Source organism: Zestomonas insulae, from assembly GCF_016901015.1.
In the GTDB taxonomy this organism is placed as follows: domain Bacteria; phylum Pseudomonadota; class Gammaproteobacteria; order Pseudomonadales; family Pseudomonadaceae; genus Aquipseudomonas; species Aquipseudomonas insulae.
In genome coordinates, this window is the sequence record NZ_JAFEUP010000002.1 from 31,722 (window position 1) to 50,317 (window position 18,596).

Here is an 18,596-nt window from a genome sequence, read left to right on the forward strand (position 1 = left end):
ACAAGGGGATAGCGGTGTACGAACTCAGCGACTGGCAGCGACGCGCCCAACAGCAACGTTTCATCGACCGCGCGCTCATCGACGGGCGTTCGCTCGGCGCCGAGTCCGGTGCCACCTTCGCCGCACGCAACCCCGCCACCGGCCAGTTGCTGGCCAATCTCGCCGCCTGTGGCACTGCCGAGGTCGACCTCGCGGTGCGTGCCGCACGGCGCTCGTTCGAGGCCGGGGTGTGGTCGCGCCGTGCTCCGGCGGAACGCAAGCAGGTGCTGCTCAAGCTGGCCGAGCTGATCCTCGCCCACCGCGACGAACTGGCCCTGCTCGATTCGCTGAACATGGGCAAGCCGGTGATGGATGCCTGGAGCATCGACGTGCCAGGCGCCGCCGGGGTGTTCCGCTGGTACGCCGAGAGCCTCGACAAACTCTATGACCAGGTGGCGCCGAGCGCGCCCAACGTGCTCGCCACCATTACCCGCGAAGCGCTGGGCGTGGTCGCCGCCGTGGTGCCGTGGAACTTCCCGCTCGACATGGCCGCCTGGAAACTCGCCCCGGCGCTGGCCGCCGGCAACTCGGTGGTGCTCAAGCCCGCCGAGCAGTCGCCGTTCTCCGCGTTGCGTCTCGGCGAACTGGCCCTCGAAGCGGGCATTCCGGAAGGCGTGCTGAACGTCGTGCCGGGCCTCGGCGAGCAGGCCGGCAAGGCGCTCGGCCTGCACCCGGATGTCGACTGCCTGGTGTTCACCGGCTCCACCGAAGTGGGCAAGTTCTTCATGGGCTATTCGGCGCAGTCCAACCTCAAGCAGGTCTGGCTGGAGTGCGGCGGCAAGAGCGCCAACCTGGTGTTCGCCGACTGCCAGGACCTCGATCTGGCGGCGGAGAAGGCCGCCTTCGGCATCTTCTTCAACCAGGGCGAAGTCTGCTCGGCCAACTCGCGCTTGCTGGTCGAGCGTTCGATCCACGACGAGTTCGTCGAGCGCCTGCAGGCCAAGGCCCGCGACTGGCAGCCGGGCGATCCGCTGAATCCGGCCAGCCGCGCCGGCGCGATCGTCGACGAGCGGCAGACCGCGCGCGTCCTCGAGTTCATTCGCGGCGCCGAGGCGGCCGGTGTGCAGTGCGTCTGCGGCGGCCGCCAGCTGAACTTCAACGGCTCCAGCAACTTCATCGAGCCGACCATCTTCAGCGGCGTGCAGGCCGACATGCGCCTGGCCCGCGAGGAAGTGTTCGGCCCGGTGCTGGCGGTCAGCGCCTTCGACAGTGAAGACGAAGCCGTGCGCCTGGCCAACGACAGCGTGTACGGCCTGGCCGCCTCGCTGTGGAGCGACGACCTCAACCGCGCCCACCGGGTGGCGCGCGCGCTCAAGGTCGGCACCGTGTCGGTGAACACGGTGGACGCCCTCGACGTCAGCGTGCCATTCGGCGGCGGCAAGCAGTCCGGCTTCGGCCGCGACCTGTCGCTGCACTCCTTCGACAAATACACCCAGCTGAAAACGACCTGGTTCCAGCTCCGTTGAGTTGCGTACCGGCATGCCAGGAGACCTTGCGATGACTGCCCAGATCACCCCGACCCGTTCCACTCAGGATTACCAGGCGCTGGATGCGGCGCATCACATCCACGCCTTCCTCGACCAGAAGGCGCTCAACGAGAAGGGCGCCCTGGTGATCGCCAAGGGCCAGGGCCTGAACCTCTGGGACACCGACGGCAAGCGCTACCTCGACGGCATGTCCGGCCTGTGGTGCACCGCGCTGGGCTACGGCCGCGAGGACCTGAACGCCGCCGCCAGCCGGCAGCTCGCCGAGCTGGCGTATTACAACCTGTTCTTCCACACCACCCACCCGCGGGTGATCGAGCTGTCCGAGCTGCTGTTCAGCCTGCTGCCGGCGCACTACAGCCACGCGATCTACACCAACTCCGGTTCCGAGGCCAACGAGGTGCTGATCCGCACCGTGCGCCGCTACTGGCAGATCCTCGGCCAGCCGCAGAAGAAGATCATGATTGGCCGCTGGAACGGCTACCACGGCTCGACCCTGGGCAGCACCGCGCTCGGCGGCATGGGCTTCATGCACGAAATGGGCGGCATGCTGCCGGACTTCGCGCACATCGGTGAGCCGTACTACTTCGCCGAAGGTGGCGATCTCTCCGAAGAGGAGTTCGGCCTCAAGGCGGCCCGCGAGCTGGAAACCAAGATCCTCGAACTCGGTGCCGAGAACGTCGCCGCGTTCGTCGCCGAACCCTTCCAGGGTGCCGGCGGCATGATCTTCCCGCCGGCCAGCTACTGGGCCGAGATTCAGCGCATCTGCCGCAAGTACGACGTGCTGCTCAGCGCCGACGAAGTGATCGGCGGCTTCGGCCGCACCGGCGAGTGGTTCGCCCACCAGCATTTCGGCTTCGAGCCGGACACCCTGACCATCGCCAAGGGCCTCACCTCCGGCTACATCCCCATGGGCGGCCTGGTGCTCAGCAAGCGCATGGCCGAGGTGCTGGTGCAGCAGGGCGGGGTGTTCGCCCACGGCCTGACCTACGGCGGCCACCCAGTGGCGGCGGCGGTGGCCATCGCCAACCTCAAGGCGCTGCGCGACGAAGGCATCGTCAGCCGGGTGAAGAACGACACCGGCCCGTATCTGCAGAAGCTGCTGCGCGACACCTTCAGCGACCACCCGCTGGTCGGCGATGTGCAGGGCGCCGGCCTGGTCGCCGCGCTGCAGTTCGCCGAGGACAAGGCGACCCGCAAGCGCTTCGCCAACGAGGGCGATATCGCCTGGACGTGCCGCACCTATGGCTTCGACGAGGGGCTGATCATCCGCTCCACCCAGGGCCGCATGATCATGGCCCCGGCGCTGGTGGCCAGCCACGCGGAGCTCGACGAACTGGTGGACAAGACCAAGCGCGCGGTGGACCGCACCGCGCGTGATCTCGGCCTGCTCTAGGGCCACGCACCCACTGACTGTCGCTCCCGCGCAGGCGGGAGCCCAGGTGCCACGGACTTTCCGGATTCCCGCCTGCGCGGGAATGACGAAGCGCTAGAAACCCAGGGCCCCGCAGAGGGCCATGTCAGCAACAACGCGCCGGCCCACGGGCCGGCACGCAGGAGTTCCTTTGGCCGAAATTCGGCCCGCTGCCCCGCAATTTCAATAACTAAAGCCATCCGGCTGTGGGAGTGCTCTATGAACCAGACCTTGCGCCACCGTATCGCCCGAACCTTCGCCTGCACCGCCCTGGCGGCAGGCATGGCTGCCACGGCCCAGGCCGGCAGCCTGACCATCGGCCACACCACCTGGGTCGGCTACGGCACCCTGTACCTGGCCCGCGACCTCGGCTACTTCAAGGAACAGGGCCTCGACGTCGACTTCACCGTGATCGAGGAAGCGGCCATGTATATGGCGGCCCAGGCGTCCGGCAAGCTGTCCGGCTCGGCCTCGACCATCGACGAAGTGCTCAAGTACCGCTCCAAGGATTTCTGCTTCAAGGCGGTCGCCGCGCTGGACGAAAGCCACGGCGGCGACGGCGTGCTGGTCGGCGACGGGGTGAGCAGCCTCGACCAGTTGAAGGGCAAGGCGGTGGCGGTCAACGAAGGCTCGGTGTCGCAGTTCTGGTTGTCCTACCTGCTCAAGCAGAAGGGCATGCAGATGAGCGACCTGGAAATCCAGAACATGACCGCCGACGACGCAGCCACCGCGTTCATCGCCGGGCGCGTGCCGGCGGCGGTGACCTGGGAACCGCATTTGTCGATGGTGCGCCAGAAGGGCCAGGGCAAGGTACTGGTCGACAGCACTCAGACGCCGGGGGTGATCGTCGACGTGGTGGCGCTGTCCTGCGACGTCATCGACAAGCAGCCGGACGACGTCAAGGCGCTGGTCAGCGGCCTGTACAAGGCGGTCAAGTACACCCAGGAACACCCGCAGGAGGCCTACGCGATCATGGCCAAGGGCGTCGGCGGCTACCTGTCCGATCCCAAGGACCTCGCCGAGGCGGCCAAGGGCGTGAAGTTCTACGACCAGGCGATGAGCGAGAAGCTGCTCGGCGCACCGGGTAAACCGGGCGACATCGCCGGGCTGATCAGCTTGGCCAACGACACCTGGACCAGCCTGCAGGGCAAACCCTACAACGTGGCCTACGACGAGCTGGTCGACCCGCGCTTCGTGACGCCGCGGTGAGCGGCTGCGTGTTCTTCGGGCCGGCCTCCGGCTGTTGGTGAAATGCTGAGCAACCGTCGTTCCCGCGCAGGCGGGAATCCAGAAGGGTCGTGGCATCTGGGCTCCCGCCTGTGCGGGAGCGACGACAAATGGACTTTTCAGCGTTTCCCCGGTTCGAGGAATCACGAAATACCTGCGCCGCCGCACCCTGCGAGGTGCGCGGCGGACATTCCTGTTGTCGATGTGGAGGTGGTTTCATGGCCACGCGCAAATCCTGGCTGCAACGCTGCCTGACCCCCAAGGTCGAGCTGCCCGGCCAACTCATTCTCGGCGCCAGCAGCCTGTGCTGGTTGCTGGTGCTCGGCCTGTGGGCCGGCCTGTCGTATGGCGGCGTGGTGCCGTCGATGTTCCTGCCCACCCCGGGCGACGTGCTCGCCGCCGGACTGCGTCTGGCCGGTGACGGCACCCTGGGCAAGCATGTCTGGGCGAGCATCGAGGTGGTGCTGATCGGCTTCATCGTCTCGTCGCTGGTGGCGGTGCCGCTGGGCCTGCTGATGGGCAGCTTTCGCATCGTCCAGGCGTTCATCGAGCCGCTGGTCAACTTCATCCGCTACCTGCCGGTGACCTCCTTCGTGCCGCTGTTCATCCTGTGGATCGGCATCGGCCTGGAGCAGCGTGTCACGGTGATCATCTTCGGCGTGTTCTTCCAGCAGCTGGTGATGATCGCCGACGTCTCCAAGGGCGTCGCCAAGGACCTGCTCAACGCCAGCTACACGCTCGGCGCGACCCGCCGCGACGTGGTCCTACACGTGCTCGGCCCGGCCTCGCTGCCCGGCGTGCTGGATACCCTGCGGGTGACCATGGGCTGGGCCTGGACCTACCTGGTGGTCGCCGAGCTGGTCGCCGCCAGCAGCGGCCTCGGCTACATCAGCCTCAAGGCGATGCGCGGCTTCCAAGTCGACGTGATCTTCCTCGCCATCGCCATCATCGGCCTGCTCGGGCTGATCACCGACCAACTGTTCCGTCTGCTCCGACTGAGGATTGCCGCATGGGCGCACTAGCCATGATGAAACAGGACGGCGTCGCCGCCCAACCGCACCCCACCGCGGCGCCGCGCCTGCGGGTCGAAGAGGTCAGCCTGCGTTACCGCACCCCCGACGGCGGCGTGTTCAGCGCGCTGGACAAGGTGTCGTTCGAGGTGCCGGACCAGCAGTTCGCGGTGATCGTCGGGCCGTCCGGCTGCGGCAAGTCGAGCCTGCTGTACCTCACCGCGGGGCTCGCCGAGCCGAGCGACGGGGCGATCTTCGTCGGCGGCCAGAAGGTCGAGGGGCCGGGCGCCGACCGTGGCATGGTGTTCCAGAGCTACACGCTGTTCCCCTGGCTAACGGTGCGCGAGAACATCGAGTTCGGCCTCAAGCGCCGCGGCATGCCGGCCGCCGAGCGCAAGGACATCGTCGAGTACTACCTCAACGAGGTGGGCCTCAAAGCGTTCGCCGAGAACTACCCCAAGCAGCTCTCCGGCGGCATGATGCAGCGCGTGGCGATCGCCCGTGCGCTGGCCAACGACCCGCAGATCCTGCTGATGGACGAGCCGTTCGGCGCGCTCGACAGCCAGACCCGCCTGCAGATGCAGCAGCTGCTGTTGCGCGTCTGGGAGCACAGCAAGAAGACCGTGGTGTTCGTTACCCACGACATCGACGAGGCGATCCTGCTCGGCGACCGCGTCTACGTGATGGGCGCGCGGCCGGGGCGGATCAAGCAGATTCTCGACGTGCCGATCGACCGCCCGCGCAACCTCGACGTGGTCATGGAGCCGGAATTCATCCGCATGAAGCGGCAGATTCTCGGCCTGCTGCACGACGACCTGCACGAGGCGCACTGACGGCCGCGGCGGCGTGCGGCGCTAGGCGTCGTCGGCCGCCACCACGCGGTTGCGGCCGCTCTCCTTGGCGCGGTACAGCGCCGCGTCGGCGAGCTTGAGGATGACCTCCGCTGTCTGGCTGTCCGCACCGTGGCAGGCGATGCCGATGGAGATGGTCAGCGTGCCGACCGTGGGGATTTCGGTGGCGGCGATGGTCGCGCGAATCCGCTCGGCGATCACCCGCGCAATCGGCAGGCTGGTTTCCGGCAGCAGCAGGATGAATTCTTCGCCGCCGGCGCGGCAGGCCAGGTCGCCGGTACGCGAGCAGTCCTGGATGACCTTCGCCACCTGCTTCAGCGCGACATCACCGGCGTCGTGGCCGAAGGTGTCGTTGACCCGCTTGAAGTGATCGATGTCCAGCGCCAGTGCCGAGTACTGGCGCCCCGACTGTTCCAGCACGGCCAGCTCGCTGTCCATCGCGCGGCGATTGGCCAGGCCGGTGAGGGCATCGCTCTGTGCCTCATTGCGGAGGCGGCCGAGCTTCTGCTGCAGCAGCTGCACGCTGGCGATCAGGGTTTGGCGGATTGCCGCGGCCTCGGTGTACCAGGCGTTGATCAGCCCGAGCCGCGCGGTGGTGTCTGGATTGGCCAGGTGCGTGGCTGCGTTGGCCAGCTGCCGCAACGGGCGGGTGATCAGCAGCGCACCGATCCACAGCAGCAGCAGGCCGACGAGGCTCGCCGGCAGCAGGCCGATGACCATGTTGCGCATCAATTGCCCCAGGGTTGCCAGCGCCTGGTCGCGCGGCTGCTGGGCGACCACCGCCCAGTGCGCGTCGGCGACCGGCGCATAGCCGGCCAGCATCGGCTCGCCGTGGGAATTTTCCACGGCCATGGCACCGCTTTCGCCACGCAAGGCCGCATCGACGGCGACACTCGAGCTCAGCACTTCGCCAATGCGCGTCGGATCAGGGTGATGCAGTAGGCGGCGGTATTCATCGGCGACGAAGGCGTAGGTGCCGTCGCGATGGAAGTGGTTGGTGATCACCGTATGCAGCGCGCTTTTCTTGCGCAGGAACACCGAACCGCCGATGACCCCGAGAAAGTGCCCCGCGTCGTCGATCACCGGCTGGGAAATGAACACCACCATGTTGCCGGCCGTGGTGGTGTAGGCATGGCTGATCATCGGCCGGCGTTCCTGCAGGGCCTTCTGCACCTCCTCGGAATGCAGGGTGCTGCCGAGCAGCTTCAAGTGGTCGGGATAGGCCTGCAGCACCTTGCCGTTGGGGTCGGTGATGGCCACCGCATTGAAGTCGGCGTCCTGCGCCTGCAGGCGCATGGCCTCGGCATGCAGCAGCGCGGGGTTGTCGAAGTCGCGGGCAATGATCTGCTCGCTGTAGGCCAAGCGTTGCTGCGCCGCACGCAGGAACTCGCCAATGCTTGAGGCGACCTTGGCCGCGTAGGCGCGATTGGCTTCGAGGGTCGAGTGGATCAGCGCGTCGCGCTGCACCGTGTAGGCCACCACCAGGCTGTTGCACAGGGTGGCCAGCGCGGCTAGCAGGGCAAACGCCAGAATCAGGCCGCGCAGGCCGATCGGGAGGGTTCGGGGGAGCTTCATGGGCCGCACTGCCGGATCGGAGTCTGCTCAAGGATAGTGAAGATTCGCATCGCCAACGGCACGGGTACATGACTCCGATCATGTACCGAGCACTCGTGCAGTCAGCCGCGAGCCGCCAGTGCAGGTTGCGCCGCCGTCCAGCCGACGAGGTCCGAGGCGCTGAACTACGCTGCGATACGGGGGTAGGGCGTGGTGAACAGCGCGCCGCCGTCTGAAACCGTTAGGGCAAGGAGTCGGGGATGCGCAGCAGGGCGCTGGTGTGGATGGTCGCAGGGTTTGCGTTGCTGGGCTCGGCCTGGTTGTGGGCCGCGGATTCGGTGGCAAACGGGGACGCGGCGGAGCAGGGCGTGGCGATCGCCGAACTGAAGGTCGCCAACCGCAGCATCATGGTGTTTCGCGCCACGCTGGCCGGCGAGACTCCGGAGCTGCGCGCCAGGCGCGCAAAGGCGGTGATCAGTGAGGCGCTGGACGGCACCGAAGAGCTCGAAGTCCACGCCCAGCCGATCCAGGACAGTTACATGGTGCTGCTCGGCTCGCACCGGGCGTTCTTCGTCTCGCCCAAGGACGTCGATGGCGTCGAGTACGCCACCCTGCAGCAGGCCGCCGACGGCGCCGCCGGCAAGCTGCGCCAGGTGGTCGCGGAGACCCAGGAGGCGCGCAGCCTGCGCTTTATCCTCGTGGCCGCGGCGGCGGTCGCGGCGGCCACCGCGCTGTACGCCGCGCTGCTGTGGGGCGTGTTCTACCTGCGGCGCAAGGTGCTCGAGCGCTTGCCGCTGGTCATGCAGCGTCACGCGCGGGCGCTGAAGGTCGGGCAGACCGAAGTATTCGACGCACGCAACCTCTACCCGCTGATCAACCGCCTGCTGTGGCTGCTGCACTGGGTGGTGGTGCTGCTGCTCAGCTACGAGTGGCTGAGCTTCGTGCTGTCGCGCTTTCCCTACACCCGGCCGTGGGGCGAGAGCCTCAACAGCTACCTGGTGGATGTCGCCGGCTACCTGGTCGCCGGCATCGTCGGGGCGATCCCCGGCCTCGGCGTGGCCGTGGCGATCTTCTTCATCGCACGCGGGGTCAGCAGTTTCAGTCGGCGCATCCTCAAGCGCATGGCGATGCCGGGCACGCTCAGCTGGCTCAACCACGAGACGCTGCAGCCGACCACGCGGCTCACCTCGCTGGCGATCTGGCTGTTCGCCCTGGCGATGGCCTACCCCTACCTGCCGGGGGCCGGCACCGATGCGTTCAAGGGCCTGTCGGTACTGATCGGCCTGATGATCTCGCTGGGTGCCTCCAGCGTGGTCGGCCAGGCCGCCGCCGGGCTGATCCTCACCTACACGCACACCCTGCGCCCCGGCGAATTCGTGCGCATCGGCGAGTACGAGGGCACGGTCACTGAGCTGGGCATGTTCACCACGCGGATTCGCACCGGTCTGGGCGAGATGCTGACCATCCCCAACTCGATGATCACCGGCACGGTGACCAAGAACTACTCGCGCACCGTGAAGGGGCCGGGCTATGTGGTCGACACCACCGTGACCATTGGTTACGACACGCCCTGGCGGCAGGTTGAGGCGATGCTGCTGGAGGCCGCCCGGCGCACCCCGGGGGTGCTCGTCGATCCGGCCCCGCAGGTGTTCCAGACCGCGTTGTCGGACTACTACCCGGAATACCGCCTGGTTGCCCAGGCGATCCCCAGCCAGCCGCGCCCACGCGCGGTGCTGCTGTCGATGCTGCACGCCAACATCCAGGACGTGTTCAACGAGTACGGCGTGCAGATCATGTCGCCACACTATGTGTTCGACCCGCAGCACGAAAAGTCGGTGCCCAAGGAGCAGTGGTACGCGGCACCGGCGGTGCAACCTGCAGAAGTCGGCGAACAGCGCCGCGATGACTCATGAACAGTGCGCCGGCCCAGGGAGTCAGATAAATGCTCGAATTTCTGCTTAATGCGCTGCGTTCCGAACCGGAGATCGCGATCTTCCTGGCGATCTCGCTGGGTGTGCTGATCGGCCGGGTGCGCCTCGGCAGCTTTCACCTCGGCTCGGTGGCCGGCGCGCTGCTGATGGGCCTGATCATCGGGCAGGTCGGGCTGGAAGTGCCGCCGGCGCTCAAGTCGGTGTTCTTCGTGCTGTTCATCTACGCGGTCGGCTTCAAGAGCGGGCCGGAATTCTTCGGCAGCCTCAATCGCGGCACCCTCAAGCTGGTGCTGCTCTCGCTGGTGCTCTGCGCGACTGCGCTGGGCGCGATCCTGGCGATGAACGCAATCTTCCATTTCGACGCAGGCTTCACCGCCGGCCTGGGCGCCGGAGCGCTGACTGACACGGCCATCATGGGCACCGCCGGCAGCGCGATCAGCCAGCTGGACCTCGACCCGGCCGCCAAGGATCTGCTCAACAGCCACATGGCGATCGCCTACGCGATCACCTACCTGTTCGGCACCATCGGCCTGATCGTCTTCGTCGGCAGCATCGCGCCCAAGCTGCTCGGTGTGGACCTGCGCAGCGCCGCGCGCGAACTGGAACTGCAGTTGGGTATCGCCAGCAACGAGGACGCCATCACCGTGCCCTACACGCGCATCGTGGTGCGCGCGCACCGGGTCGCCAGGCTGGGGCCGGCGGATGGCAAGCGTATCGCCGACCTCGAGCAGTTGCATCCCGCGCTGAGCGTCGAGCGGGTGGTGCGCGATGGCCAGGTGCTCGAACGCGACGTCGAACTGGTGCTGCAGACCGACGATATCGTCGGCGTCTATGCGCTGCGCGAAGCGGTCGGCACGCTGCCCGAGTGGGTCGGGCCGGAAGTCGACCACCCGGAATCGCTGTCCTTCCCCACCCGTCAGGTCGATATCGTGCTGACTGCGGCGCAGTTCGCCGGCAAGACCATCCAGATGATCAAGGGGCAGTTGATCGGTGGCGAACGGCTGGGCTGCTTCATCAACAGCATTACCCGTCAGGGCTACGACCTGCCGCTGCTGCCGCATACCGTGCTGCGCCGCGGCGACGTGATTTCCCTGACCGGGCGCCGCGCCAGCGTCGAGGCGCTGGCCGAACGCCTGGGGCGCATCCGCGAAAGCAACTACAAGAGCGATATCGCCATGCATGCGCTGGGCATGGTGCTCGGCGCGCTGCTCGGGCTGCTCTCCACGCATATCGGCATGATCCCGGTCGAGCTGGGCGTCGGCGGCGGGGTACTGGTCGCCGCGCTGGTGATCGGCTGGTACAACTCGCGCCACCCAGAGATCGGCGCCTTGCCGCCGGCAGCGCAGTGGGCGTTCTCCGAGTTCGGCCTGACCGCCTTTGGTGCGGTGGTCGGTCTGCTGGCCGGTCCGGCGGCGATTGCCGCGATGCAGGAGCACGGCTGGTCGCTGCTGCTCGCCGGCGTGGTGGTGACCTTGCTGCCGCCGCTGGTGGCGCTGTACTTCGGCCGCTACGTGCTGCGCCTGCACCCGATGATCCTGTTCGGCGCGCTGGCCGGCGCGCAGACCGAGGCGGCCTCGATGAACAAGATCATCGAGCAGTCCGGTAGCAACACCCCGGTGATCGGCTTCACCGTGTGCTACGCGATCTCCAACGTGCTGCTGGCGGTGTGCGGGCCGATCATCATCTTCGTTACGGCCGGTGGCTGACGGCGCCTCCCGGCCTTGGAGCGGGCAGCTACTTGGGCGCGGGAATGGTGCGCAGGTAGGGCAGCTTGATGTCGAGCTGACCGTACTTCTCGCGCGCCTGCTCGTCGTTGAGGGCGAGGGCGACGATCACGTCCTGGCCGACCGTCCAGTCGGCGGGCGTGGCCAGCGGCACGTTGTAGGTCAGCTGCAGGGCGTCCAGCGCGCGCAGCACTTCGCCGAAGTTGCGCCCCACCGACATCGGGTAGGTCATGGTCAGCTTGAGCTTCTTGTCCGGGCCGATGATGAACACCGAGCGCACCGTGGCGGTGTCGGCGGCGGTGCGGCCGTCCGGCAGGTAGGCCTCGGCGGGCAGCATGTCGAACGCCTTGGACACCGCCAGGCCTTCGTCGGCGATGATCGGGAACGCCGCCTGCGCACCGCAGAAGCCTTCGATGTCGCCTTTCCATTTGGTGTGGGTGGCGGCGCCATCCACCGACACGCCGATCACCTTGGTGCCGCGCTTGGCCCATTCAGCGGCGAGTTTCGCCACCGCGCCGAACTCGGTGGTGCACACCGGGGTGAAGTCCTTCGGATGCGAGAACAGAATCGCCCAGTCGGCGCCGATCCAGTCGTGGAACCGGATCGGCCCCTGGTCGGTGTCGGCGCTGAAGTCGGGGACCGGATCGTTGATGCGCAAGGCCATGAGCGTTTCCTCCTGAAGTGACGAACCAGAAACAGCCTAGTCGCTATTCGCGGCGGGTTGCCCAGCTTCGGATCGGCGCGGAGGCGGCAGTTTTCCGGGCAAGCTGGCGCGCAGCGCCTATCTTCCTCAGAGCCTTTCGTGGCGCAGGCACTGGCTGAAGAACGGCAACCACAGTTGGTCCATAACCACAGGTGAGCCATGACCACCACCTATCACAAGCGCCTCGGCCTGCTGCACAACCCGGCCGTGGCCCGCGAGATCGCCAGCCTGGATGCCGAGCGCGACGTGCAGCGCATCGTCCACCTGCTGGCGATCTACGAATTTTCCTGGGACTTCAAGCGCGCCCTCGAAGTGGCGCTGTTCTACACCTACGGCAGCGCCTCGGTGTCGCGCCTGCTGGATCGCACCGGCGAGTTCGAGAAGTACGGGCAGAAGCGCTACGACGACACCGCGCTGCTGATCGGCCATTTCATAGAGTCGGGCTGGGACGGCGAGGTCGGCCGCCAGGCCCTGGCGCGCATGAACCAGACCCACGCGCACTACGCGATTGCCAACGATGATTTCCTGTTCGTGCTGTGGACCTTCATCGAGTTCCCGATTCGCTGGACCGACCGCTACGGCCGGCGGCGCATGACCGCGCACGAGCAGCGTGCCTGGTTCAATTTCTGGGCAGAGATCGGCCGGCGTATGGGGCTCAAAGACATCCCGTCGAGCAAGGCTGAGTTCGATGCCTTCACCCGGCGCTACGAGGCGCAGCACTTCGTCTATGCGCTGCCCAACCACCGGGTCGCCACGGCGACGGTGCGGATCATGGCCAACTGGTTGCCGGCGTTCCTGCACCCGGCGGTACGCCCGGTGGTCTGTGCGCTGATGCCGAGGCACTTCCTCGACGCGGTGGGCTTCCCCGACGCGCCCGGCTGGCGCCGCGCGCTGGTGAGCGCGGCGCTCAAGCTGGTTGGTGCGGTCAATCGACTGCTGCCGTTCGGTCACTACCCGCACCTGGTGCGCAGCCGCAGCTCGCGTACCTACCAGGACGGCTACCGCATCGAGGACCTGCGCCCGGTGCACCTGAACAAGCACGAGGCAGCGCAGACCGTCCGCCAGGAACCCACCGAGAGCTAGCGCCGGTCTGCAGCCAGAATCGAGGAGATACGCAATGCAATGGACATCACTTGGCGTGCTGCTCGGCGCGCTGATGGCCCTGGCCGGCTGCCAAAGTCCCCAGCAGGTGGCGGCTCCGACTCCGGCCCCGGGGACGAAGTACGACCTGTCGCAATGGAAACTGACCCTGCCCGATCGGGATGCCAACGAAATCCTGCCGGCGCAGCTCGCCAGCTACTCGTCGGAGTATTTCCACCTGACCGCGGATGGCGCGATGGCCTTCGTCGCTCCGGCGGGCGGCGGCACGACCGAGAACAGCCGCTACCCGCGCTCCGAGCTGCGCGAGGTGCTCGACCCTGGCGACGACAACGTGAACTGGAGCGGCAGCGGGCATCACGCGCTGAGTGCGACCTGCCAGGTGATTCAGGCGCCGCGCGAGCAGAAGATCATCGTCGGGCAGATCCACGGCTTCGACGCACGCCCGCTGATCAAGCTGCAGTGGGAGAAGGGCAAGCTCAAAGCGTTGATCAAGCAGTCGCCGAAGGGCAGCAACGACGACATCAGCCATGTCTTCGCGACCCGTGTGGACAACCGCCCGTTCAGCTACCGGATTGAAGTCAACGAGGGGCGCTTGAGCGTCGAGGTCGAAGGCGAGCGCATCGAGCACGACTTCTACCGCGAAGATCCCGCCTGGCGCGAGGTGACCTACTACTTCAAGGCAGGCGCCTATGCACAGACCGCCAAGTCGGCCAATGGCGAAGTCGCCGAGGTGCACTTCACCCGGTTGCAGGTCGAGCATGGGCAGTAGCGCGCAGCTGGGCTCGCCAGTGTTCGCTGCTCGGCGCAATCCACGCCGAGCGGCGGTGATGCTCAGCCGAGCAAGCCTTGCCGTTGCGCCTGGGCCACTGCCTGGGTGCGTCGCTCGGTGCCGAGCTTGCTGTTGATGTTCCAGGCATGACCCTTGATGGTATGGGTCGATACGCACAGTTGATCGGCGATTTCCCGGTTGGAAAGGCCCGCCGCGATGAGCCGCAAAATGGCCAGCTCGCGTTTGCTCAACAGCGAACGCGGTGCCGGCGGCGACCGGTGTGCGTAAGTGGGACGGTGCGCTGGCCGCGCGGCAAACCACTGCGGATGACGGGCCTGCAGCGCCAGCAGCTCGGCATTGCCCGCGTCCTGTTCAGGCCGCACTTCGCGTTGCAGGTAGTTCAGCAGCAACGGCGTTCCGCTCTCCAGACGCTGGGCCAGGGTGTCGGCTGTCGCCTCGCGCAGCAGCAGGCAGATCAGCGCCGGCCAGCCGGCACATTGCTCCAGTAAGCGCGTCCTCAGCTCCTGGGCGACGAGCGCTGGCTGCTCACACAGCAGGCTCTGCAGCGCCGCGGCGTCGAAGCGCAGGTCGTCGGCGCTGAGCTCCTGCACGGCGTTCTGCAGTATCAGCCGCGGCAGGTTCCAGGCGGGTCGGCGTCGGCCACAGATCCACCATTGCACATGGGCCGGGGTGCGCTCGAGCAGGTCTTCGACAAGCGCATCCAGCTCTGCGCAGGGCTGCCGCGGATAGTCGTCGAGCATCAGCCAGAGTGGCTGACGCACTCGGCCGAGCAAACGGCCCAAGCTATCCGGTGAGCATTCGTTCTCGGGGTCCCCGCCGACTTCTGCGGCGATGCGCGCCAGCAGTTCCTGCGGGCTCAGTGTGTGCCCCAGCAGCTCCAGCCAGATCACCCGCGTGCCGGCGGGCGCCAGGCGGGCGCACTCGCCATGCAGCGCGCTCTTGCCGAAACCGGCGGGCGCGAAGGTCAGCGTCAGGCGGCTTTCGCTACGCAGCAGCCGGCGCAGCAAATGGGCGCGGGTGACATGCCCGGGCGCCGGAGCAGGGGCGGCATTGACCTCGCAAGGGGCGACGCGGAACGGTGCTTCAGAAAGCGGGGTAAGCATGCTGACAACCTCTGCAAATCCAGGCATTTGGGAGCACCGGTGCGGCATGTGCCGGGTCGTGGCCGACCCATGCCGCACCGGTGCGTGCCACCGTCAGCAGTATCGCCAAGAGCGATGAGGCTTCATGGACAATTCACGACCAATACTTGACATATCGCGACTGCGATTTGCCGGTCGTCAACCGCGTTTGCCTGAGCAGGGTTGCAGCGCGAGCGCGCTGTGGTGATGTATTCGCGCAATCTATGGGGGCGCGGAAAGCCCCGTTTTAAGCGGGATCTAGGACTTTGGTGTGGGTTGCAGATCGCTACCTTGGTCTGTTTGGAGGCATCGGCTGGCTGATTAAGGTGAGGGCACGTCCCCCCACCTCATCGGAGAGTCGAATGACAACAACAATAGGGCGCGGATTCTTCCAGCCTCGTCTGCTCACCCTGGCCATCGCCCTGGGCAGCCTTGCGCCCAGCGTGCAGGCCGTCACCTTCAACGTCGGCGAACTCGAGGGGCAACTCGACTCGTCGCTGTCCATCGGGGCCAGCTGGGCGATGCGCAACGCCGACCCGGAACTGGTCGGTGCCACCAACGGCGGCAAGACCGCCGCGACGGCCAACGACGATGGCCGGCTGAACTTCAAGAAGGGCGAAACCTTCTCGAAGATCTTCAAGGGTCTCCACGACCTGGAGCTGAAGTACGGCGATACCGGGGTCTTCCTGCGCGGCAAGTACTGGTACGACTTCGAACTCAAGGACGAGCATCGTCCGTTCAAGGACATCGACGACCACAACCGCAAGCAGGGCGCGCAGTCCTCCGGCGCCGAGTTGCTCGATGCCTTCATCTATCACAACTACACCCTCGGCAGCCTGCCGGGCAGCGGGCGGTTGGGCAAACAGGTGGTCAGCTGGGGCGAGAGCACCTTCATCGGCAACAGCATCAACGCGATCAACCCGGTCGACGTGGCGGCGTTTCGCCGCCCCGGCGCGGAGATCAAGGAAGGCCTGATTCCGGTCAACATGCTGCTGCTCTCGCAGGGCCTCACCGAGGACCTGTCCGCGGAAATGTTCTACCAGTTGGACTGGCAACAGACGGTGGTCGACAACTGCGGCACCTTCTTCGGCGCCGACACGGTGGCCGACGGCTGCGATGACAACTTCACGGTGGGCTTGCCGGCAGCGGTCAACGGCCTGACGCCGTTCGCTGGACTGATGGGCGTGACGATGCGCCCGGAAGGCCTGGTGGTGCCGCGCGGCGGCGATCGCGATGCGCGTGACGGCGGGCAATGGGGCCTGGCGTTGCGCTGGCTGGCCGACGAGACCGAATACGGCGCCTATGCCATGAACATCCACAGCCGCACCCCGTACCTCAGCATGACCACCCCCGGCCAGGCGGAGATCGGCCGCGCGCTGACCTTGCCCGGCGGGCTCGCCGGCAATCTGGCGCAGACCTCGCTGCTCGGCAACAGCCGCTATTTCTTCGAGTACCCGGAAGACATCCGCCTGTACGGCGCGAGCTTCGCGACCACCCTGGAGAGCGGCACCGCCTGGACCGGCGAACTGAGCTACCGGCCGAACATGCCGCTGGCCTTCAACGCCATCGATGTGACCAACTCCCCGGTGCTCTACGTGGTCGGCGGCGCGCTGGCCGGTGGCGCGGCCGGTGCGCGGGCCACCGCCAACACGGACCTGAGTGGTTACCAGCGCAAGGAAATGACCCAGGCGCAGACCACCCTGACGCACTTCTTCGAGCGCGTGCTGGGCGCCGATCGCCTGACCCTGGTGGGCGAGGTCGGGGTCACCCAGCTCGGTGGGCTGGAGAGCCGCAGCGAGCAGCGCTATGGCCGCATCACCGAAGTGGGCGCCTACAGCGCGGCGAATGCCGACGGCTTCTACACCAACACCTCCTGGGGTTACCGGGCGCGCGGCATCCTCGAGTACAGCGACGTCTTCGCGGGCATCAACCTCAAGCCCAACCTCGCCTGGGCGCATGACGTGGACGGTTACGGCCCGACCTTCAACGAAGGTGCCAAGGCCATCAGCCTGGGCCTGGATGCCGACTACCGCAGCGTCTACACCGCCAGCCTCTCGTACACCGACTACTTCGGTGGCCAGTACAACAACCAGATCGATCGCGACTTCCTGGCGCTCAGCCTGGGCGTGAACTTTTAACCTGCCGCGCGAGAACCTCAGCAATGAAAGCGACGACAAAATTCCTCGGGGCCTGCGCCCTGTCCCTGCTGGCCGGCAGCGTGTCGGCGGCCGTTTCTCCAGATGAACTGGCCACTCTCGGCACCTCGTTGACGCCGGTTGGCGCAGAGCGTGCCGGCAATGCCGACGGCACTATTCCCGAGTGGACCGGCGGCCTGCCGCAGAACGCCGCGGCGGTGGACGGCAAAGGCTTTCTCGCCGACCCCTTCGCCAACGAGCAGCCGCTGTTCGTGATCACCGCGGCGAATGCCGATCAGTACAAGGATCGCCTCGGTGACGGTCAGTTGGCCATGTTCAAACGCTATGCCGACAGCTTCCGGATGCCGGTCTACCCCAGCCATCGCAGCGTGGCGATGCCGCAGGAGGTGTATGCGGCGGCACGCATCAGCGCCGAGAAGGTCAGCCTCGTCGAAGGCGGCAACGGCCTGAAGGGCTTCACCGAGTCGCGCACGTTGGCCTTCCCCATCCCCAAGAGCGGCTTGGAGGCCGTGTGGAACCACATCACCCGCTATCGCGGCGGCAACCTGTTCCGTGATTCGACGAGTGCCTTCCCACAGCGCAATGGCGACTACACCCTGGTGCGCATCCAGGACCAGGTGGCGTTTCCCGCCCTGATGCAGGATCTGCCGCAAGACAAGGCGGCGAACACCCTGCTGATGTTCAAGTCGATCACCTCGGCGCCGGCGCGCCTGGCCGGCAACGTGCTGCTGGTGCACGACACGCTCGATCAGGTGAAGGAGGCGCGCATGGCCTGGCAGTACAACCCGGGGCAGCGCCGCGTGCGCCGGGCACCCCAGGTGGCCTATGACAGCCCCGGCAGCAACGCCGACGGTACGCGCACCTCGGATGACTTCGACATGTACAACGGCGCGCCGGATCGCTACGACTGGACCCTGGTCGGCAAGAAGGACATGTACATCCCCTACAACAACTACCGCCTGGCCTCGCCCGCGGTGAAGTACGCCGACATCCTCAAGGCGGGGCATACCAACCAGGACCTGGCGCGCTACGAGCTGCATCGCGTCTGGGTCGTCGAGGGCACGCTCAAGCCCGGCATGCGGCATGTCTACGCCAAGCGGCGTTTCTACATCGACGAGGACTCCTGGAACATCGCCGCCTCCGACCTGTACGACGGCCGTGGCCAGCTGTGGCGCGTCGGCCAGTCGATGCTGATGCAGGAGTACCACGCGCGGACCCCGTGGTACGCCTTCGAGGCGCTCTACGACCTGACCTCGGGGCGCTATGGCGTGTACGGCATGATCAACGAGGAGAAGAGCTGGGTGAAGTTCGGCGTGCCCGCGTCGGGCAATGATTTCACCCCGGCCGCGCTGCGCACCGCCGGCGTGCGCTGAGCGCTGCGACGGGGCGCCCGCCACGTGCTGAGCGGCCGCCCCTCCCACTCATTTCGCGCAGCGCCTGCCCTCGGGCAGGCCTTCATTTGCGCTGTCGTAAAATGTCAACTGGAAGTCA

General features: G+C 66.8%; 14 protein-coding genes. 11 read left to right on the plus strand and 3 right to left on the minus strand.

From position 1 onward, the window contains the following. Window positions 1-14: 14 nt before the first annotated feature. From JQX08_RS05985 to JQX08_RS06005, 5 genes are all read left to right on the plus strand, one after another. Window positions 15-1,505 (plus strand): aldehyde dehydrogenase family protein, encoded by a 1,491-nt coding sequence (locus JQX08_RS05985; protein ID WP_204915376.1) that lies wholly within the window; start codon window positions 15-17, stop codon window positions 1,503-1,505. Between the two features lie 31 nt (window positions 1,506-1,536). Continuing rightward, window positions 1,537-2,919, plus strand: coding sequence for an aspartate aminotransferase family protein (locus JQX08_RS05990; protein WP_204915377.1), 1,383 nt, complete (start codon window positions 1,537-1,539; stop codon window positions 2,917-2,919). Window positions 2,920-3,156: 237 nt separating this feature from the next. Beyond that, window positions 3,157-4,146: an ABC transporter substrate-binding protein gene (locus JQX08_RS05995; RefSeq protein WP_204915378.1), complete on the plus strand. Its 990-nt coding sequence runs from the start codon at window positions 3,157-3,159 to the stop codon at window positions 4,144-4,146. Window positions 4,147-4,382: 236 nt separating this feature from the next. Continuing rightward, window positions 4,383-5,186, plus strand: coding sequence for an ABC transporter permease (locus JQX08_RS06000; protein WP_204915379.1), 804 nt, complete (start codon window positions 4,383-4,385; stop codon window positions 5,184-5,186). Then, window positions 5,174-6,007, plus strand: a complete 834-nt coding sequence (locus tag JQX08_RS06005) for an ABC transporter ATP-binding protein (protein ID WP_204915380.1) — start codon at window positions 5,174-5,176, stop codon at window positions 6,005-6,007. Before JQX08_RS06000 ends, JQX08_RS06005 begins: the two co-directional genes overlap by 13 nt. A 21-nt stretch (window positions 6,008-6,028) precedes the next feature. Here the strand turns inward: JQX08_RS06005 and JQX08_RS06010 are convergent, their stop codons facing one another. Continuing rightward, a complete protein-coding gene (locus tag JQX08_RS06010) occupies window positions 6,029-7,600 on the minus strand; it encodes a sensor domain-containing diguanylate cyclase (protein WP_204915381.1) in 1,572 nt (523 codons plus the stop codon). Window positions 7,601-7,839: 239 nt separating this feature from the next. On the opposite strand from JQX08_RS06010, the gene JQX08_RS06015 reads away from it, so the two are divergent. Together JQX08_RS06015 and aspT are read left to right on the plus strand one after the other, a co-directional pair. Beyond that, window positions 7,840-9,492: a mechanosensitive ion channel family protein gene (locus JQX08_RS06015; protein ID WP_204915382.1), complete on the plus strand. Its 1,653-nt coding sequence runs from the start codon at window positions 7,840-7,842 to the stop codon at window positions 9,490-9,492. A 29-nt stretch (window positions 9,493-9,521) separates the two neighbouring features. Further along, window positions 9,522-11,216 carry an aspartate-alanine antiporter gene (aspT, locus tag JQX08_RS06020; RefSeq protein ID WP_204915383.1) on the plus strand — a complete coding sequence of 565 codons (1,695 nt, stop codon included), beginning with the start codon at window positions 9,522-9,524 and terminating at the stop codon, window positions 11,214-11,216. A 28-nt stretch (window positions 11,217-11,244) separates the two neighbouring features. Here the strand turns inward: aspT and JQX08_RS06025 are convergent, their stop codons facing one another. Then, window positions 11,245-11,898, minus strand: coding sequence for a peroxiredoxin (locus JQX08_RS06025; protein ID WP_204915384.1), 654 nt, complete (start codon window positions 11,896-11,898; stop codon window positions 11,245-11,247). 198 nt (window positions 11,899-12,096) lie between these two features. Here JQX08_RS06025 and JQX08_RS06030 point away from each other — a divergent pair, with 198 nt between their 5' ends. Together JQX08_RS06030 and JQX08_RS06035 are read left to right on the plus strand one after the other, a co-directional pair. Next, on the plus strand, window positions 12,097-13,020 hold the full coding sequence (locus tag JQX08_RS06030; protein ID WP_204915385.1) for an oxygenase MpaB family protein: 924 nt from the start codon (window positions 12,097-12,099) through the stop codon (window positions 13,018-13,020). A gap of 34 nt (window positions 13,021-13,054) precedes the next feature. Further along, window positions 13,055-13,807, plus strand: coding sequence for a polysaccharide lyase family 7 protein (locus JQX08_RS06035; protein WP_204915386.1), 753 nt, complete (start codon window positions 13,055-13,057; stop codon window positions 13,805-13,807). 62 nt (window positions 13,808-13,869) lie between these two features. Here the strand turns inward: JQX08_RS06035 and JQX08_RS06040 are convergent, their stop codons facing one another. Beyond that, the gene (locus JQX08_RS06040) at window positions 13,870-14,979 is read right to left on the minus strand and encodes a LuxR C-terminal-related transcriptional regulator (RefSeq protein WP_204915387.1); all 1,110 of its coding nucleotides are present in this window, start codon (window positions 14,977-14,979) and stop codon (window positions 13,870-13,872) included. Between the two features lie 332 nt (window positions 14,980-15,311). Between JQX08_RS06040 and JQX08_RS06045 the strand changes: the two genes are divergently transcribed. Together JQX08_RS06045 and JQX08_RS06050 are read left to right on the plus strand one after the other, a co-directional pair. Further along, on the plus strand, window positions 15,312-17,087 hold the full coding sequence (locus JQX08_RS06045) for a DUF1302 domain-containing protein (RefSeq protein WP_204915388.1): 1,776 nt from the start codon (window positions 15,312-15,314) through the stop codon (window positions 17,085-17,087). 23 nt (window positions 17,088-17,110) lie between these two features. Next, complete coding sequence (locus tag JQX08_RS06050; RefSeq protein WP_204915389.1) at window positions 17,111-18,478, plus strand: DUF1329 domain-containing protein; 1,368 nt, start codon at window positions 17,111-17,113, stop codon at window positions 18,476-18,478. Window positions 18,479-18,596: the final 118 nt, after the last annotated feature.

What these genes read in the sequence shown, in the direction of transcription:
- JQX08_RS06000 (WP_204915379.1), top strand. Translation starts at nt 4,383, where the DNA reads ATGGCCACGCGCAAATCCTGGCTGCAACGCTGCCTGACCCCCAAGGTC.
- JQX08_RS06025 (WP_204915384.1), bottom strand. Translation starts at nt 11,898, where the DNA reads ATGGCCTTGCGCATCAACGATCCGGTCCCCGACTTCAGCGCCGACACC.
- JQX08_RS05995 (WP_204915378.1), top strand. Translation starts at nt 3,157, where the DNA reads ATGAACCAGACCTTGCGCCACCGTATCGCCCGAACCTTCGCCTGCACC.
- JQX08_RS06045 (WP_204915388.1), top strand. Translation starts at nt 15,312, where the DNA reads ATGACAACAACAATAGGGCGCGGATTCTTCCAGCCTCGTCTGCTCACC.
- JQX08_RS06035 (WP_204915386.1), top strand. Translation starts at nt 13,055, where the DNA reads ATGCAATGGACATCACTTGGCGTGCTGCTCGGCGCGCTGATGGCCCTG.
- JQX08_RS06010 (WP_204915381.1), bottom strand. Translation starts at nt 7,600, where the DNA reads ATGAAGCTCCCCCGAACCCTCCCGATCGGCCTGCGCGGCCTGATTCTG.
- JQX08_RS06005 (WP_204915380.1), top strand. Translation starts at nt 5,174, where the DNA reads ATGGGCGCACTAGCCATGATGAAACAGGACGGCGTCGCCGCCCAACCG.
- JQX08_RS06050 (WP_204915389.1), top strand. Translation starts at nt 17,111, where the DNA reads ATGAAAGCGACGACAAAATTCCTCGGGGCCTGCGCCCTGTCCCTGCTG.
- JQX08_RS06030 (WP_204915385.1), top strand. Translation starts at nt 12,097, where the DNA reads ATGACCACCACCTATCACAAGCGCCTCGGCCTGCTGCACAACCCGGCC.
- JQX08_RS06015 (WP_204915382.1), top strand. Translation starts at nt 7,840, where the DNA reads ATGCGCAGCAGGGCGCTGGTGTGGATGGTCGCAGGGTTTGCGTTGCTG.
- JQX08_RS05990 (WP_204915377.1), top strand. Translation starts at nt 1,537, where the DNA reads ATGACTGCCCAGATCACCCCGACCCGTTCCACTCAGGATTACCAGGCG.
- JQX08_RS06040 (WP_204915387.1), bottom strand. Translation starts at nt 14,979, where the DNA reads ATGCCGCACCGGTGCTCCCAAATGCCTGGATTTGCAGAGGTTGTCAGC.
- aspT (WP_204915383.1), top strand. Translation starts at nt 9,522, where the DNA reads ATGCTCGAATTTCTGCTTAATGCGCTGCGTTCCGAACCGGAGATCGCG.